The following is a 17,457-nucleotide window of genomic DNA, read 5'->3' as shown; positions in this document are numbered from 1 at the left end:
CATCGAGCCAACCGTGCCTCGGCGGTGAACGCGCCGTGGGCGCCTTGTCAGCGAGGCGGCGCCCGCGGCGCGCCGCTCAGGCGGCCTCTTGCCGCGCTGCCATCGCGGCGAGCGGCGGTATCCCGAAGCGCTCGCGCACCTCGCCGAGCGGCAGGTGAACGACGCCCCAGAAGTCCCAGCGATCGCTCAGATCGACCTTGCAGGCCGCGCCGCGCGCCACCGCGCGCAGCACCTTGCGCGCCTCGAAGAGCCCGACCTGCGGCGCGGCGACGGGCGTGATCTGGATCCCGAGGTGGAACTGCAGCATCACGAAGAGCAGGAAGGCGAACCCGTCGCGCCGGATGAACCCGGCCTGGAAGGAGCCGGCCTGGATCTCGCCCGCGGGATCGGTGTCGTACTCCGCGAGCACGTGGCCGAGATCGTGGAACACCATGCGCTCCGGGATCGCGTCCCGGCTCTCGCCGGGGAACAGGAAGCCGCGCGCGGTGCAGTGCTCCCAGAACACCCGGCCGAACGTGCCCTCGGGCAGGAGCCCGAGCTGCTTGTAGCGGAGGGCCCGCGAGCGATCCTCGACGCCCGTGCGGAAGAAGGGCCCGAGGAGCCTGCGCACGCCGGCCAGGCCCTCTTTCCTCAGGACCTCGCCGGCGAACGCGCCGACGAGCCGGCGCCTCACGGCGGCCTTGGCGAGCCCCCTGTGGCCGCGCGCCACGAGGCGGAGCACGCCCACGCCCTGCTCGCGCACGCCGAGCGCCCGGGCGAGCGCCTCGACCGCGTCCACCTCGGCCGCCGTCACCTCGCCGTCGGCCATCGCGGTCACGAGCGCGAGCTGCACGAGCCGCTTGCGCCGGTGCGGATCCGGGATCGCGCTGGCCACCGCCTCGGGCGCGACGCGCGGCAGCCCGTCGACGTCGGCGCGGGCGCCGTGCAGGGCCGCGAGCTCCTCCAGGACGGCGCGCTGCGCCGGGTCGAAGCGCGCGAGCGCGCCGTCGGCCAGGGCCACCTCCCGGAGCGCGCCGAGCGCCGCCGGGAGCTCATCACAGCTGAAAACCACGATATCCATACCGACCTCCTCTTCTCACAAGGGGGTTCACGCGAGACGTTCCATCGAAGGGCTCAGCCGCGCTGGTACGCGTCGATCGCCGCCAGCATCGCCGCCGAGATCTCCCTGGGCAGCGACTCGGCCGTTTCCATGATCACCCGCACCCGCTCCACGCTCGCCCGATCGACGAACCGACGACCGAGGGGCGTGAGCGCGAGCGTCTTCGCGCGGCGGTCCTCGGGATCCTCCTGCCGCGCGAGGAGCCCCCGCTGCACGAGGCCCTCCGCGAGCCGGCTCCCAGCCGAGGCCGAGAGCCCGAGCGACGTGGCGAGGACGGTGACGCGCATCGGGCCGCCGTGATCGACGAGGTGCAGCGCGGCCACCTGCGCCACGCTGAAGTCCTCCTCATGCAGCGTGCGCGCGAGCCCCGCGATGATGCGCGAGAACATCATCCGCGTGAACCGCTCGAGCGGCGAGCCCAGGACCTTTTGCTTACTCACAATATTATCTATTACGCATTAGTTGCTATTGCGCAAGTAGTTGCTGGCGCGATCGCGCGATCACCGCGCGGATCCGTCCGCCGCGGAGGGCTGGCAAGCGCGCCGCGCGGCCGGCCATCGACCGGCGCGGGCGGTCAGCCACGCGGGCCGGCCGCTTCGTGGGGCGGTCGCGTCCGGGTGGCGGTTACCTGCGGGCGCCGGTCACTTCTGCGCGCCGGCCGCCGTGGTTGCTCGTCGCCAACAATCGCCATGAGCCCGCCGGCGGACGCCCGGCCGGCACCGGTGACGCGGTGACGATAAGCCGGTACCGGTGACGATAACCTGCTTTTCCCGAGCGTGGCTTGACGCGGCTTCTTCTCCCGGAAGACCCTACCATTCTCGCGCGGGCTCCACCGGAAGGGCCGCAATCGAGGCGCGTGGCACGGAGCGGAGGCAGCCGATGGCGAAGAGCAAGAGCCGTGGTCGAGGCACGTGGATCTGGATCATCGCGGCGCTCGTCCTCGCCGGTGGTTGCGTGGAATTCCGCGGGGCCGATCCCGAACAGGACGCCCCCGGCGAGGGCGGAGGCGGAGGCGGCGGGGCCGGCGGGGGTGCGACGGGCGGCGGGGCCGGCGGGGATGCGACGGGCGGCGGCGGGGCCGGCGGGGATGCGACGGGCGGCGGCGGGGCCGGCGGCGCGGGCGCCGGGGAGGCGGCTGCTCCTCGGAGCTGCGGCTCACGAGAGCTGGGGACGGAGCTGCTGTGCGGTCCCGAGGAGATCAGCTGCTGTGACAGCAAGCTGGTTCCGGGAGGCACGTTCGACCGGAACTTCGCTGGTGCGCGCGAAGCCGACGGCGCCTATCCCGCGACGGTGAGCGGCTTTCTCCTGGATACGTTCGAGGTGACAGTGGGGCGGTTTCGCGCGTTCGTCGATGCCGGAGGAGGCACGCAGGCGAGCGCACCCGAGGCCGGCGCAGGGGAGCACTCGAAGATCCCGGGGAGCGGCTGGTCTGCCGACTGGAAAGGCTGGCTCGAGGAGGACACGGCGGCGCTCAAGGCTGCCCTGCACTGCGACCCACCTCGCTCGACCTGGACCGATGACGCCGGGCCGAACGAGAATCTGCCCATGAACTGCGTCACGTGGCCCGAGGCCTTCGCGTTCTGCGCGTGGGACGGAGGGCGCCTCCCGACGGACGCGGAGCTGAACTACGCCGCAGCCGGCGGGGACGAGCAGCGGAGCTACCCGTGGGGCGAGGGGATCGACCTGAGCCGCGCGAGCTACGGTTGCCTCGGGGACGCGGACGCCGCGCCGGCGTGCTCGCTGGACGACTTCTCCCCTGTCGGGTCGAAGCCGATGGGAGCAGGGCGATGGGGCCACCAGGATCTCGCCGGAGGCGTGAGCGAGTTCGTTCGGGACTCCTCGGACCCGCTCCAGGTCCCGTGCGTCGACTGTGCTCGTCTGGATCCGTCGTCGATGGGCAACTACGTGGTCGTCCGCGGCGGGAGCGCCCTCGACAGCGAGGCGTCTCTGTACACGACGAGCCGCGGCGTTTACCGCATCCCCGGTCGCTATGACCCCGGGATGGGGGTCCGGTGCGCGAGGAACCCGCCGTCCGCGGAGTGAGCGAGCTGCACCCGCGACGTCACGAGACGTTCCGCGAGCCGGTGACCCCCGCGAGCCGATGACCTCCGCGCGCCGGTCACTTGCGGGGGCCGGTCACGTGGACCTCGCGGAGGCGGGCCCGCGCCGCCGCGTAATACGGCTCGATCTCCTTCGCCGCCGGCGTGCCCCAGAGGTTCTTCCGCTCCTCCGGGTCGCTCGCCAGGTCGTAGAGCTCGAACCGGGCGCCGCCCGAGATCGTCAGCTTCATGTCGCCGCGGAGGAACGACCGCCGCGCGTCGTTGTACGGCCCTGCCGGCATGTCGATCAGCACGTCGCGCGCCTGGGCCTGCTCGCCCGGGGCGAGGAACACGTCGGGCAAGAGCGACGCGCCCGACAGGAAGTCGCTCGCGGCCGCGCCCTCGGCGGGCCCGGGCACCCGCATCAGATCGAGCAGCGTCGGCGCGATATCGATCAGGCTGCGCCGCGCCGAGACCCGGGACGGCGCCGCGCCCGGCACGTGGACGACCAGCGGCACCCGCACGAGCTCCTCCCAGAGCTCGAAGCCGTGGCGGAACATCTTGTGCTCGCCGAACGCCTCGCCGTGATCGCTCGTCACGACGATCGCCGTGCGCCCGCCGTAGGGCGCCGCCGCGATCGCGTCGAGCAGCCGGCCGATGTGCCGGTCCGTGAAGGCCACCTCGCCGTCGTAGAGATCCCGCTGCGAGGCCGCGCCGAAGCCCGCCACGTCGTCGTGCCGGAGGTAGTCGGCGTGCGGGTCGAGGTAGTGGACCCACAGGAAGAAGCGCCCGCCCGTGTTGTCCGCCGACCCGAGCAGCCGCAGCGCGGCGTCGGTCAGCGCGGCGCTCGTCGCCTTGTTGTCGACGTCCCAGGGCGCGCCCTCCGGCGGCGCCGCGGACATGTCCACCACGTCGAAGCCGCGATCGAGCCCGCCGAAGCTGCCGAAGTAGCGGTGCCCGTGCACGCTCATCGTGCGCACCCCGGCGCGCTTCAGGCGCTCGGCGACGAACGTGTCCTCCTCGCTGAACTTGTTGAAATGCCCCCAGTTCCTGTGGGTCTCGCTCCCGTACTTGCCGATGAGCATCGGGCCGACGCTCTTGCCCGTGTAGGACGCGAGCGAGTACGCGCGCTCGAACACCGTGGAGCGGGCCGCGAGGCCGTCGAGGTTCGGCGACACGGGCCGCGGATTGCCCGCGTAGCCGAGGTCCCAGCGGAGCGTGTCGACGGTGACGAGGACGACGTTCAGGTCCGCCGGCAGGCGCGCCGCGTACGACCCGCGCGCGTCGGCGCTCGGGGCCGCCTTCGGGGCGGGGGCGAGCGCGGCGAGCGCCGCGGCCGTCAGATCGCCGCCGGAGCAGTCGTCGTCGACGCCGTTGTCGAGGATCTCCTCGGCCAGCGGGTGGACGCGCGCGTCGCTGTCGTCGCAGTCCCCGCCGCCGAAGAGGGCGGCCGCGCGGTCGCCGTCGCGATCGGCGAGGCGGCGCAGGACCGCGAGGCTCTTGCCCCCGACGGGCGCGCCGCGCTCGATCGCCTGCGCCACCGCGGGCTCCGCGTTGAGCGCGGAGGCGGCGCGCGCGGTGAGCGCGAGCGGCAGGAGCGCGGCGAGGAGCGCGACGGGCGCGCGCGCCGTCCGGACCGCGACCGGCGCGAGGAAGGCGGCGAGCGCGACGACCAGGAGGAGCGCCGGGGCGCGCAGGTCGAGCTCGGGGCGCTTGAAGATGCCGTAGACGCCGAGGAAGCCGCCCTCGCCCGAGACGCCGCCCGTGGCGACCCCGAACGCGAACAGGGCCGCGGCGATCGCGAGCGCGACGCCGCCCGTGACCGCCGGATCGACGCAGGCGGGGCGGCCGTCGCTGGCTTTGGCGAGCGCGCGCCGGAGCGGCGGCGTCAGGGCGAGGACGGCGAGGCCCGCGATGAGGCCGAGGCCGAGCGCGCCCGCGGCGACCGCGGTGCCGACCAGGAGCGGCGCGGCCTCGAGGCCGAGCAGGGCGCGGGCGAGGTGGGCGCACAGGGTCATCCAGAGGAAGGCCGCGAGCACCGCGAGCGGCACGAACGCCGCGATGTCGGCGGGCCGGCCGATCGCCCGCACCCGCAGCGCGCTCACGAGCGTGGCCGGCGACGGCGGGCCCGACGGGTCGACCACGATCGCGGAGGCGCCCGCGAGCAGGCCGACGACGAGCGCGACGGGCGCGAACACCCCGATGTCGGCGAGGTAGGTGGCGAGCTGGAAGGCGGCGTCGTCGCCGGCGCCCGCCGTGGCCCACCCGGCGTCGAGCGACGCGGCCACGACGCCGAAGACGCTGGCGCCGAGCGCGCTCCTGGCGAGCCGCCCCGCCCACGCGCGGGCCAGCGTCGGGACCGCGGGGCCCGGCGCGCTCGAGGCTCGCTTCACGTCGGGCCCCGCTTCCGCGCCATGGGGTGAGCGGCGTCGTAGACCTTGAGCAGGTGGTCGATCGAGACGTGCGTGTACCGCTGCGTCGTGGCGAGCGAGGCGTGCCCGAGCAGCTTCTGGATGGCCCGGAGGTCGGCGCCGCCGTCGAGCAGGTGGGTCGCGCAGGTGTGCCGGAGCGCGTGCGGGTGCAGGTCGGCCCGGCCGGCGCCGAGCGCGCCGTAGCGCTGCACCAGCGCCTGGACGCGGCGCACGCCGATGCGCGCGCCCCGGCGGGACAGGAAGAGGGCGCGGGGGTCGCGGGCGCCGGTCGTCGGATCGGCGAGCTCGTCGCGCCGCTCGAGGTAGCGCTCGATGGCGGCGAGGGCGTGGGAGCCGAGCGGGACGACCCGCTCCTTGTCGCCCTTGCCGACGACGCGCACCGCGGCCCTGTCGGCCGGGCGCCGATCGACGTGGGTGAGGTCGAGCCCGCAGAGCTCGGAGACGCGCAGGCCCGCGCCGTAGAGGGTCTCCAGCATGGCGCGGTCGCGGAGCCCCTCGGCCGTCTCGGCGCCGGGGATCTCCATGACCTCGGCGGCGGCGTCGACGTCCAGGAAGGTGGGCAGCGGGCGCCGGACCTTGGGCAGGGCGAGCTGGGCCGCCGCGTTCTTGTCGACCTCGCCGCGCCGCTCCAGGTAGCGGAGCAGGGCGCGGGCGGCGCCCACCTTGCGCGCGATCGAGGCGGGCGCGTGGGTGCGCGCGAGCGAGCCCAGCCAGCTGCGCAGGAGGAGCACGTCGAGGCCATCCACGGCCGTGGCCTCGTCCGGAGAGGGGGCCTCGCCGGTGGCCGGGGCCTTGCCGGTGGCCGGGGCCTTGCCGCGCGCTCGCGCAGGGCGGTGATCGGCGTTGGCGGCCGCCTTCTCGCGGGCGAAGCGCGCGAGCTGCTCGAGGTCGCGCCGGTACGCAGCCACGGTGTGGCGCGAGGCCCGCCGCTCGGCCGCAAGGTAGGTCAGGAAACGCGCGATCGCCTGCTCCAGCGTGGTCCCGCCGGATCGATCGCCGCTCCGCCGCGCGTGCATCACGGGGTTTGCCCTACCATCAGGACGGCGCCGCAGGCAAAGACTCGCCGGCGGACGAGGCGGAGCGCCGCTCGGCCGGCGCCGCTGCGCGGCGCGGCAGGGGGGGCGGGCGCTGGCCGGAGGGGACCGCGGTCGCCACGTCCCGCGGCAGGCAGGTGGAGGTCGCGGGGCGCGTCTCGCCATGCCCTGACAAGAAAACGCCCCTCACGGATCACGAGCGAACCACCCACCCGGTGGGCGACATGGCACGAGCGCCGCGCGCTCCCGGCTCTGCTGTCGAGCAGGATCCATGATCCGCGCTGTCGAAGCGTGAATCGGACTGCAGGGCGCGGCGGTGAAGACCGGCTGTTTCGACGCGCGTGAGACAGGCGCCCGCTCGCTCGCTGTGAAGGAGCTGCTCAATCGTAGTTGCCCCTGACGGACCGCGGCGGGACACGCTTGTGATCCAGGTGTGTACGCTGCTCTCGGTGTGGTACGAGGGCTTGCCCGGGGCCCGGGCGCACGAGGAGCATGAAATGACCAACGCCGCCGTGAGCGAGCCGGCCGTCGAGGCGCCGACGAAGCTTTCCTTTGCTCAGACCCTGAAAAGCCTGCCGCGCTCCTTCTGGATGGGCTGCACCATGGAAATGTGGGAACGGCTGGCTTACTACGGTGTGCGCGTCGTCATGCCCATTTACATCGCGCAGGCCGACGAGCCTGGAGGGCTCCACTTCAGCCAGCAGGACAAGGGCACCATTTACATGGTCTGGGCCCTCATCCAGTCGCTGCTCCCGATGATCACCGGCGGTTACGCCGACCGGTACGGCTACAAGCGCACGATCTTCATCACGGTGTGGCTGAAGATCATCGGTTATCTGCTGATGGCGACGCAGCGGAGCTTCGCCGGCTTTCTGCTCGGCGTGGTCATCCTCGCGACGGGCACGGCCCTCTTCAAGCCCGGGATCCAGGGCACCCTGGCCCAGTCGATGGACAAGTCGAACTCGTCGGTCGGCTGGGGCCTCTTCTACTGGCTCGTGAACGTGGGCGCGGCGATCGGCCCGCCGCTCGCCGGCTACCTCCACGGCAAGAGCTGGTCGTGGGTCTTCTACGGCTGCGCCGCCATCATCTCCCTGAACTTCCTCATGCTGTTCACGTACAAGGAGGTCGACTCCGGCGCAGACAAGACCTCCGGGGCGTGGAAGGTCTTCAAGGACACGATCAAGAACATCTGGGACGCGCGGCTCATCACCGTGATCCTGCTGCTCTCGGGGTTCTGGCTGATGATGTACCAGCTCTGGGACCTGATGCCGAACTTCTACACGGACTGGATCAGCAGCACCTCCTTCGTGCAGAACAACCCCTGGCTCCCGGCGTCGTGGCTCGATATCAAGGATCCGCGCGGGGTCCAGCTCAAGCAGGAGAACGTGCTCAACCTGAACTCGGTGAGCATCGTCCTGCTCCTCGTGCCCTTCTCGTACCTGGTGGCGAGGATGAAGGTGCTCTCGGCGATGACGCTGGGCATCCTCGTCGCCATCTTCGGCATCCTCGTCGCAGGGACCACGACGTCGCTCTACGTCCTCTTCGTGGGCATCCTGCTCTTCTCCATCGGCGAGATGCTGACCGGCCCGAAGAAGAGCGAGTATTTCGCGCTCATCGCGCCGAAGGGAAAGAAGGCGCTTTATCTCGGTTACGTCAACATCCCGGCGGCGATCGGCCCCGCGATCGGCGCGCAGATGGCGGGGATCCTTTATGGGACCCGGGGCGAGAAGGCCACGCTGGCGCTGCGCTACCTCGCCGAGAAGACCGATCTCGCCAAGGGGAAGGCCTGGAACGGCGATGTGGCGTCGCTCTCGGAGCTCCTCGGGGTGTCGCGCCAGCAGGCCTTCAGGACGCTGCAGGAGACGCTGCACATCGACGCCGCCGAGGCCACGCGCCTGCTCTGGGACACGTACCGGCCTTACGAGATCTGGTATTCGTTCGCGGCGATCGGCGTCGCTTCGCTCGTGGGGATGCTGATCTTCTCCCGGCGCTCGAGGCGGTGGAAGGACCTCGACGTGTAGGGCGCGCGGCCGCGCGCGAGGGGGCGTGGCGCCGGCCGGCGTAGCCGGTCGCCGCGCGAGCGGCGCCTCCAGGCAGGGCAGCTCGCGGTTACGTCAACGCTTCGGCCGCCGTCGTGGCGGTGACGGCGCGTTCGAGCCACCGTTCCAGGACCTCGAGCTCGGCGCAGCCCTCGATGCGTGCGTCCTCCTCAGGACGCAGCGCGAGCTGCCGCTGCTCGAGCACCCTGCGCAGCGCGGTCCGGGCCTCGGAGAGGCGACCCCGCTCGATGCCCTTCTCGACCAGCTTCTGCTGCACGTCCGGGTTTGCACCGAGCAGAGCCTGAAGGATCTCTCGTTCCCGCGCCTTGACCTCGGGGTCCTCACCCTTGCCAACCCACCACAACAGCTCCTCGCGCACGGTCGACGACATCGCGGTGAATCTTACCATGCCGAGCACCCATGCGAGGGGCATTCGCGAGGCGACCCACCGGGCAAACTCGTCGAGCGCCCGTCCGGAGCGGGCGACCAGGAAGGGCACGAGCTCGTCGCGCAGCGGAAGGTCGTTGGCTGCGATCCACAGGAAGGGGAAGCTCGACGGCTCCACACGGTAACAAGCTTGCCCGACGGCGATGAGCGCGCGTTGCGCCCGCAGCCAGTCGGGCACGTGCGGCGCGACGAGCCAGAGCGGCTCCTGGCCCGACCACGCATGCGTGCTGTCTTCCGCCCGTTGCACCTGCCTCGCCTGCCGCCGGAGCAGCGCGCGCTCGACGGCCGGGAAATCGAGATGATCTCCTGGCATTTTCAGCTCGACCAGGACCTCCTCGTGGCTCCCGGCCTCTGGCCACGGGGCGGGCAGCGCTGCAATACGGTCGGGGTGGCGTACGAGCAAGAGCCCATCGCTCTGCACCTTCACCAGGCCGATCTCGGGCGGATCCTGCCATGTGACAGCACCGCCGGTGATCCGCTCCGTCTGCGCGGCAAAGGTGCGTTTGGCGAACTGGTCCGGCTGCCCCACGCGCGGCGCAGTAGCAGAGCGTGTGCACAGGAACCAGCGCGTTTTGCCGTGTTTTTCGCCGCTTCGTCTCTTACGCGCGCTGGTGCATGCGCATCACGAGATCGCATTGCGAACGAGGGTTTTTTTTGATCAGCCACTCCGCTGCTGGACTCGCAGCGCTCCGGCCTACTCGCACGCCTCGCCGAGGACGTACCCGTGCTTGCAGATGCAGCGGCACTCGACCTCGAACTCGGGCTCGTTGCACGCCGGCCGGACCTGCCGCACCTGCTTCACCGTCCGGCCCTCCCTGTCCTTCACCTGCACCTCGATCTCGTAGTCGTGATCGAAGATGTCGCTGCCCGACCAGTTGTTCGGGCAGACTCCCACGTTCGCGAAGGTCGAGATGTCGGCGTCGACGCTCGCTCCCCAGCCGTCGCCGGTCGGCCTGAGGTTGACCGTCCTCGACTCGGACATCACACGCCCGGACATGGGATCGCGGAGCGAGCCGGACAGCTGGACGCCGCAGGCGCTCAGGTTCGTCGCGCGGACGCCCAGGAAGAGCACCCGCCCGCCCTGCGGCGGCATGATGATGTCGATCCCGTCGCCGTCGCTCACCGGGTGCGCCGCGTCGCTCGAGTCGAGCGCGATGACCTCCACGCGGATGTCGGCGCCCTCCTCGCCCAGGTACCCGAGCTTGCAGGCGTGCTCGACCGGCGGGGGATCCCCGCCGTCGTCGGCGCACGCCGGCGCGGCGAGCAGCAGCGCAGCGAGCGCACGGCTCGCCGCAGCGGGCCAGGCCATCAGCGGTCCCGCCCCTCCGGCGCCGGAGGATCACCCCCGTCGTCCTCGGGCTCCTCCCGCGGGATGGGCGCGCGCGGGCGCCTCGTCGCGCCGAAGGAGCTGGAGCTGGTCGGCGCCATGGTGATCGGCGCCATCGCCCGCGAGTCGGGCGCCGGCCGCTGGGACAGCGCGTCGCCGCGCCACCTGCCGTCGACGTCCGCCTCGGCGCGCCCCGGCGCCTCGCTGGGCGCCGAGCTCCATTCATGAAAACCAGCCTGCGGGAAGGGCGTGCGCTCGGCCAGGTACGCCGCGAGCAACCGATCGCGCTCGAGCTCTTCCGTGCTCGGCGGCGGGGGAGGATCGAGCGTCGGCAGCTCGTCGGTCCACGTCAGGTCCGCGTCGTCCAGGCTCGATCCGGACCCGGCGCTGGAGAACGCGCGCGGCGCGTTCCGCTCCGTCGGGACAGGCTCCGGGGCGTAGCTCGGGGCACCGCCCGGCGCATGGCTGGAGGCACGGGCCGGCGCCGGGCTGGGGATGCGGGGCGCCGCGTGGCCAGGGGCGCGGTCCGACGCGTGGCTGGAAGGACGGGGCGGGGGATAACCAGGGGCGCGGTCCGACGCGTGGCTGGAAGGACGGGGCGGGGGATAACCAGGAGCGCGGTCCGACGCGTGGCTGGAAGGACGGGGCGGGGGATAACCAGGAGCGCGGTCCGACGCGTGGCTGGAAGGACGGGGCGGACGGGGCGACGGATGGCGAGGGGCAGGGGCACGGTCCGACGCGTGCGTGGAAGGACGGGGCGATGGATGGCGAGGGGCAGGGGCACGGTCCGACGCGTGCGTGGAAGGACGGGGCGATGGATGGCGAGGGGCAGGGGCGCGGTCCGACGCGTGCGTGGAAGGACGGGGCGGGGTGTACGTGGGCGCGTGATCGAGCGCGCTGGCGGGCGGAGGCTCGGACGCGAAGGAAGGGCTCCGCGAGGTGGGCGGCGGCCCCGGCGGCGGCGGATCGATGGTCGGGAGCTCGTCGTCCCAGTCCCAATCCTCCGGATCAACTCGGGAATCCGACCGGCGCGACGACGCGCCGAGCCGGAGATCCCCCGACCTCCGCGACGCCGGGAACCCCGCCGGAGGGCCGATCGTCGGCAGCTGGCCCACGCCCGGGTCCCGCGACGGCGCGTCGTCCCGGCGCTCGATCTGCCGCGACGGGCGCGTCGGCTCGGGCGCCGGCACGGAGTACCTCGTCGACGCGACCTGCCCGAAGGGCCGCGAGTCCCGCGGCAACCGCGGCGGAGGAGGGACGGCCATCGCCGCGCGCGCCGCCGCCGTCGAGGGAGGCGGCTGCGTCGAGATGAGGTTCTCGTCGCGACCCCGCTCGGCCGCCGCCGGGCGATCCGCCGGCGCCGGCTGCCGGGGCTGCACGCTGGTCGGCGACGGCCCGGCCTGCGCGGAGCCCGCGAGCGGCCTGCCGAGCCACGCGGCCTCCTTGCGCGCCTGCGCGGAGCGCGCGCCTTCCTCCGAGCGGACCGCGCGCGGCGCGAGCGTGTCGCCCGGCTCCGTCGGCGGGACCTCGTCGCCGAAGAGCACCGGCGCGGCGGCCGTCACGCGCGACTCCACCCCCGCGGCGCCCCTCCCGGAACGGAAGCCGAAGGCGGCGCGGATCGCCCGCTCGTGGTGAGGCTCGACCTCGACGGGCCGGACGATGAAGCACGGCTCCGCGCCCGGCGCCCGCTGCGAGAGGTCGACGTCGAACGGCGCGCCGAGGAGGTGGCCCTGCTCGTCGAACAGGACGCGCACCGGCGGCTGCGCGAAGTGCGCGGGCGACAGCGGCGTCGAGAGGACGACCCCGAGCTCGCCGGTGCTCAGCTGCACGAACGTCCCCGTCGGGATGATGCCGAGCGCGCCGACGAGCAGCTTGCCGATCGCCCGGTCGGTCGCGCTCTCGGCGCCCGAGATCATGCGCTGGAGCACGGCGTCGAGCGACGAGGCGCCGCCCGACGCGGCGTCGATCGTCGGGAACGGCGCCGTCCGGAGCTCCGTGAACTGGCGGGCGGCCGCCAGGATCCGCGCGAGCACCGTGGGGCTGCGCCGGCCGCCGTAGAGCGGGCCCTGCCGGCCGCCTTGCCGGAGCGCGAGCGCCTCGTAGGCGATCACCGTGCGCGTGATCGAGGGCGCGTGCAGCTTGCCGAGCGCCGTCAACATGACGGCCGCGCTCGCGGGCAGCCGCTCCTTCTCGTCGTCGCTCAGGCCGCGCTCGAGGAGAGAGCGCGCGACAGGCTCCTCGCCGTCGGCCGAGCCGGCGAGCACCCCCGTGAGCCGCAGCCGGCTCACGTCGTAGAGCAGCGCCGCGGTGACGAGGCTCCCGAGCATCCTCCTGTCGGTCGTGAGCTGCCGGGCGATGCCCAGCGCGACGATCGCCGTGGACACGCTGAGGCCCCCCTCGTCCGGGTCGGCGATCTTGCCCGCGGCGACCGAGAGCAGGAGGCGCGCGTCCTCCTCGGCCGCGGCGACGAGCTTCTGCGCGACGCGCTTCACCCGCTGCGGCAGGATCGCCGGGGACGAGCGCAGGGCCGCATAGAACGACCGCATCACGAGGATCGCCGCCGCGTAGGTGCGGCTGATCCGGCCGATGCGGGTGCCGTCGCCGTCGATGGCCCCGCCAGGGAACGGGTTCGTGAGCTTGCGGACGCGGACGCCCCGCAGGCTCGACTGGAGGAGCCGCGCGGCGATGCTGCGGTCGCGCTGGGCGTCGGCGAGGAGGCGGGCGAAGGCGGCGAGCTCGGCCCGACGGACCGCCTTGTCGAGCACGAGCTCGGAGACGTCGCAGGCCTCGAAGAAGCTGCCGAGCTCCAGGGCGACCTCGTACGTCTCGCGCGAGGCGCGGAGCATCTGGCCGTTGATGAAGAGGGTGTTGCCCGCGAACACGATCGTCGCGGCCTCGCTCCCCGACAGCTCGCAGAACTGGACGATGCTGTCGATCGCGGACGGGACGAGCGACAGCACCGCCTGGTTCGAGTCGCTGTGCAGGAGGCACGCCTTCGCGAGCCGGTAGATCATCTGCACCAGGCCGAGCGCCGCGCGGCGACGCCCGTCGGCCTTCACGCCCGAGATCGCCGTGTCGCCGGTGCTCTCGTGGAGGTTGGCTTTCTCCTCGCTCACGGCTTCCTCCCGCCGCGGGGCGACGGAGACGGCGCCGGCTTCGTCGAGGGCACCGCGCTGCCGGGCGCAGGCTCGAGGGCCGTGCGGGACGGCGCGCCGAACGGCAACGAGGCGGGGCCCTGCCGCGCGCTGTACGGCGCGGCGCTGGCGCTGGAGGGCGGGGCGGGGGACCTCGGCGGCGTGGCCGGGCGCGGCATCGACGGCGGCATCGGCGGCGGCGCGGCCGTCGGGGTGGACGCCGACGTCGAGGAAGGCGGCTGCCCACGCCGGCTGAACGGCACGGAGGTGGGAGGCGCCGAGGCGGCGCTCGTCGAGGCGGGCACCGGCGACACGAGCGGCGGCCTGTAGGCGGATCGGCCGGCGTCGCCGCCGTTCGGGGCCATGGATCCGGGGCGCGGGGTGCTCCACGGCTCGAGCTGGTCCGGCAGGCTGAGCGGCCCGCCCGGGCTCACGCGCCGGACCGAGACGGGCGAGTACGAGCGCTTTGCGCGCGAGGGCGGCGCGCTCGCGTCCGGGTGCGCCTGCGCCGGCGGGCGCTCGCTCGGGCGGGTCGGCGCGACGAGGCGCGCGGCGATCGCGACCGCGGCGCGCGCGGCGGCGTCGCGCACCGGCGGGGTGTTCCACCAGCGCGGCTTGGTCGCCTCCTTGACCGCGCGGAGCGCCTCGTAGCTCCGCGCCTGGCAGAGGAAGTGCGCGGCCAGCTCGCGGGTCTGCTCGATCGCCTCGGACGGGATGAGCTGGCGCTTCTCGAGCAGCTCGATCGCGAGCTTCTCGGCGCGCGTGGGGTTCAGCTGCGCGACGGTCTCGAGCCACTGCCGCCGCTCTGCCCCCGAGAGGTCGTGGAACGACGGCGCGACGATCCGCCGCACGAGCGTCGGGCCCGCGGCGAGCACGCCGAGCTTGCCGATGAGGCGCAGGGCCTCGCAGCGCACCGGCGGCGCGGGGTCGTCGAGGAGCTTCTGGAGCTCCTCCCGGACGCGCTCGGCCGCGGAGCCCGCGGAGCCGCCCTCGCCCGCGGCGGCGTCGGGGAGCTCGGCGAGCGCGTTGATGCGCACCTCGACGTGCGGGCTCGCGAAGCCGGCCTCCAGCGCGGCGAGGGCGCCGGGCGTCTTGAGCTGCGCGAGCAGCTGGAGGAGCGTCAGGGCGAGGGGGGCCGGCGCGCGAGAGAGCAGGTCCCCGAGCTCAGCCTCCCGGCCCGGCGCCCACCGCCGCATGTAACCGAACAGGACCTCGCGCAGGCGCTCGGACTGCACGGCGCCGTGGCACTGGCATGCGGCGCTGAAGAGCGAGCCGTCCTCGAGCGCGTCGAGCGCGTGGGCCAGCCCCTCGACGATCGCCGGGTCGAGCGGCGCCGTGCTCCGGCTCACGCCGGCCTGCGCCGTGCTCCGGCTCGCGCCGGCCTGCAACGTGTTCCGGCTTGCGCCGGCCTGCGCCGCGCTGCGCCCTGGGTCGGCCTGCGCCGTGCTCCGGCCCGCGTCGACCTGTGTCGCGCTCCGGCCTGCGCCGGCCTGCGCCGCGCTCCGGCCCACGCCGGCCTGCGCCGCCACGCCCGCGGCCGCCGCGCCGAGGGCAGCGCCCGCGGCCGCCGCGCCGGGGGCCGACGCTCCCGTGGCCGCCGCGCCGGTGGCTGCCGGCTCCTCCGGGTGAGCCGTCGCGAGGTCGTTGAGGATCGCCCTGAGCGCCTCGACCGGGAACATCGCCTGCGCGAGCGCCCGGTCGACGGCGCGCGGCGAGAGCTGCGGCAGCGCGGCGCTCGATCGACTTGCCGCACCTGCCGCGCCCGCCGCGCCGCGCTGCATGCCGTCGAGCCGCGCGAAGAACGCGCGCCGGAGCATCGTCTGCACCTCGAACGCGAGCTCGTAGCTGTGCAGGACGATCTGGTCGGCGGTCCACGCGGTGAGCGCCCCCGTCATGCGGTCCTCGTCGCCGTGCCGGACGGCGTCCACGTAACCGTCGACGAACGCGTCCATGTAGCGCTCGTTCCACTGCTCCGACGGCAGCGCGATCTGGGCGCCGAGGGTGCTCCGGGTCAGCGGGTCGATGGCGAGCGCCGAGGCGGCCGCGCCCGTCTCCGCGAGCGCGGCCTCGACGTTCCGCTGCAGCGCCCTGCCCGCGAGCGAGCTCTCGTCCCACAGGCTCTCGATCTGCGCGAGGGCGCGCGCCCCCACCGCGACCTCCCGGCACTGCTCCTCGAAATCCTCCAGGTCCGCGTCGCCCTCGGCGAACTGGTCGATCGCCATGTACGCGATGTGCTCGAAGCGCCGGTCCCAGAGCGCGGTCACGGCGTCGTCGTCCTCGCTCATGCCGAAGCTCTGGTCGCGGAGCAGGATGGCCGCGAAATCGCGGAGCTCGGCCTCGGTGATGCCGGCCTTGATCTGGATCTTCCGGACGCCGTCGGCGAAGAGCTGGTAGGGGATGCGATCGAACGGGGGCCTGTCGGGCTGCCAGATCGGCTGGCCGCCCGAGGTGAACGCGCTCGGGGTGACCTCCCAGCGGACGCCGAGGGGGTTCTGCGAGAGCGTCCGCGTGATCTCGTCGAACGCGAAGTGGATGCCCTTGTTCACGTGGGGGTGGTTCCACCCGTACTGGCGGATGTTGCTGAGCACGAGCGCGAGCTGCCTCCAGACGCCGACGAGCCGCTGGCAGGTCTGCTCGACGATCGACGGCGGATCCTGGTCCTCGTCGATGGTGTCGTTGCCGCGGACGAGCACGCGCGGCGCCTTCTTCTCGCGCGAGGGCGTCAGCTGGCCGGCGGCGTGCGCGGCCGTCAGCCGGCGGAGCTCGCCGCGCATCGCGGCGGCGCTCTGGAAGCGGCCCCCGCGCTCGAAGGCGAGCGCCTTGTCGACGAACGCCACGATCTCGACCGGCAGGTCGGGGACCTCGGTCGCGATCGACGGCGCGGTCTGCGTCGCGGCGAGGAAATACGACTCGGACTCGCTCCGGCCGCGGTTGAGCCGCTTGCCCGACAGCAGGGTGAACAGGCTCGCGCCGACCGACCAGAGGTCGGACCGGCCGTCGATGCCGGACACGCCCATCGCCTGCTCGGGCGACATGAAGGCCGGCGTGCCGAACGTGAGCCCCGCGCGCGTGGCTTGCCGCTCGGGGTCGCGCATCCGGGCGATGCCGAAGTCGAGGACCTTCACGTGGCCGGTGCTCGTGACGAAGATGTTCGCCGGCTTGATGTCGCGGTGGACGATGCCGATCGAGTGGCACTTCTCGAGCAGATCGAGCACGACGTCGAAGACCGGCAGCACCTGGGCGAGGGGGAGCGTGCCGCCGGCGCTGCTCGCGAGCCGCTGGAGCGTGGTGCCGGAGAGCAGCTCCATGACGAGGAACGGCTCGCCGCGGTCGCTGAGGTCGTCCTCGACCACGGCGACGCGCGCCGGGTGATCGACCCGGTTCGCGATCTTGCCCTCGCGCAGGAAGCGGTCCCGCAGCTCGGCGTTGCGCGCGAACTCGATGTGGAGGACCTTGACCGCCGCCCGCGTCCCCCTGCGGTGGGTCGCCGCGAACACCGCGCCCATGCCGCCGACGCCGAGCAGATCGTCGAGCCGCCACTTGGCGTTCAGGGCTGTCCCGATCCGCGCAGCGGCGGTGTCCACGAGGTTCGGCTCCTCGGCGTGCGGGTCGAGCGGGGCCATAGACCGGGCAGCGATCAGGGGCCGCGCAGTGCGCGGCAGAGGGCGAGCAAGCCTGGCCGAGCATACATGGTTCCCGCTGAAGCGCGAACCATGACAAGAACGTCCGCCCCCACGGAATAAAGGTGGGAGAAGCATCCTCTGGGGCTGCTACCAGGCGCCTCGTAGCGCGCAGCGCGTGGTTCACCTGGGTTCACGTGGGTTCACGTGAGTTCAGTTTTCGCGTGCAACCGATAGCGACGATCACGGCCCGCCGCGGAGCGCGCCGACACGCCCGGACAATCAC

10 protein-coding genes are annotated in these 17,457 nt (G+C 73.3%); 2 read left to right on the top strand and 8 right to left on the bottom strand.

Annotation, left to right across the window (positions count from 1 at the left end; translation table 11 throughout):
• Nucleotides 1-76 precede the first annotated feature (76 nt).
• Both WMF34_RS39560 and WMF34_RS39555 read right to left on the bottom strand, forming a co-directional pair.
• Entirely contained in the window at nucleotides 77-1,060 is a 984-nt protein-coding gene (locus WMF34_RS39560) for a hypothetical protein (RefSeq protein ID WP_437991031.1), read from the bottom strand.
• A gap of 53 nt (nucleotides 1,061-1,113) precedes the next feature.
• A complete protein-coding gene (locus WMF34_RS39555; protein ID WP_437991030.1) occupies nucleotides 1,114-1,539 on the bottom strand; it encodes a MarR family winged helix-turn-helix transcriptional regulator in 426 nt (141 codons plus the stop codon).
• A gap of 439 nt (nucleotides 1,540-1,978) precedes the next feature.
• Here WMF34_RS39555 and WMF34_RS39550 point away from each other — a divergent pair, with 439 nt between their 5' ends.
• Nucleotides 1,979-3,142, top strand: coding sequence for a formylglycine-generating enzyme family protein (locus WMF34_RS39550; RefSeq protein WP_437991029.1), 1,164 nt, complete (start codon nucleotides 1,979-1,981; stop codon nucleotides 3,140-3,142).
• Nucleotides 3,143-3,218: 76 nt separating this feature from the next.
• Here the strand turns inward: WMF34_RS39550 and WMF34_RS39545 are convergent, their stop codons facing one another.
• Together WMF34_RS39545 and WMF34_RS39540 are read right to left on the bottom strand one after the other, a co-directional pair.
• Nucleotides 3,219-5,531 (bottom strand): sulfatase-like hydrolase/transferase, encoded by a 2,313-nt coding sequence (locus WMF34_RS39545; RefSeq protein ID WP_012240397.1) that lies wholly within the window; start codon nucleotides 5,529-5,531, stop codon nucleotides 3,219-3,221.
• The gene (locus WMF34_RS39540) at nucleotides 5,528-6,586 is read right to left on the bottom strand and encodes a tyrosine recombinase XerC (RefSeq protein WP_437994697.1); all 1,059 of its coding nucleotides are present in this window, start codon (nucleotides 6,584-6,586) and stop codon (nucleotides 5,528-5,530) included. The genes WMF34_RS39545 and WMF34_RS39540 overlap by 4 nt, the downstream gene beginning before the upstream one ends.
• 515 nt (nucleotides 6,587-7,101) lie before the next feature.
• Here WMF34_RS39540 and WMF34_RS39535 point away from each other — a divergent pair.
• Nucleotides 7,102-8,625 (top strand): MFS transporter, encoded by a 1,524-nt coding sequence (locus tag WMF34_RS39535; protein WP_437991028.1) that lies wholly within the window; start codon nucleotides 7,102-7,104, stop codon nucleotides 8,623-8,625.
• An 88-nt stretch (nucleotides 8,626-8,713) separates the two neighbouring features.
• On the opposite strand, the gene WMF34_RS39530 is transcribed toward WMF34_RS39535, so the two are convergent.
• From WMF34_RS39530 to WMF34_RS39515, 4 genes are all read right to left on the bottom strand, one after another.
• Nucleotides 8,714-9,619 (bottom strand): hypothetical protein, encoded by a 906-nt coding sequence (locus tag WMF34_RS39530; protein ID WP_437991027.1) that lies wholly within the window; start codon nucleotides 9,617-9,619, stop codon nucleotides 8,714-8,716.
• 165 nt (nucleotides 9,620-9,784) lie between these two features.
• On the bottom strand, nucleotides 9,785-10,399 hold the full coding sequence (locus WMF34_RS39525; RefSeq protein WP_437991026.1) for a hypothetical protein: 615 nt from the start codon (nucleotides 10,397-10,399) through the stop codon (nucleotides 9,785-9,787).
• The gene (locus WMF34_RS39520; protein WP_437991025.1) at nucleotides 10,399-13,533 is read right to left on the bottom strand and encodes a hypothetical protein; all 3,135 of its coding nucleotides are present in this window, start codon (nucleotides 13,531-13,533) and stop codon (nucleotides 10,399-10,401) included. Before WMF34_RS39520 ends, WMF34_RS39525 begins: the two co-directional genes overlap by 1 nt.
• Nucleotides 13,530-17,174 carry a protein kinase domain-containing protein gene (locus WMF34_RS39515; protein ID WP_437991024.1) on the bottom strand — a complete coding sequence of 1,215 codons (3,645 nt, stop codon included), beginning with the start codon at nucleotides 17,172-17,174 and terminating at the stop codon, nucleotides 13,530-13,532. Before WMF34_RS39515 ends, WMF34_RS39520 begins: the two co-directional genes overlap by 4 nt.
• Between the last annotated feature and the right edge of the window lie 283 nt (nucleotides 17,175-17,457).

This window comes from Sorangium sp. So ce145 (genome assembly GCF_051525985.1).
GTDB lineage: Bacteria > Myxococcota_A > Polyangia > Polyangiales > Polyangiaceae > Sorangium > Sorangium cellulosum_B.
Note: the sequence above shows the minus strand (reverse complement) of the source record. Positions and strands in the feature narration are given on the sequence as shown.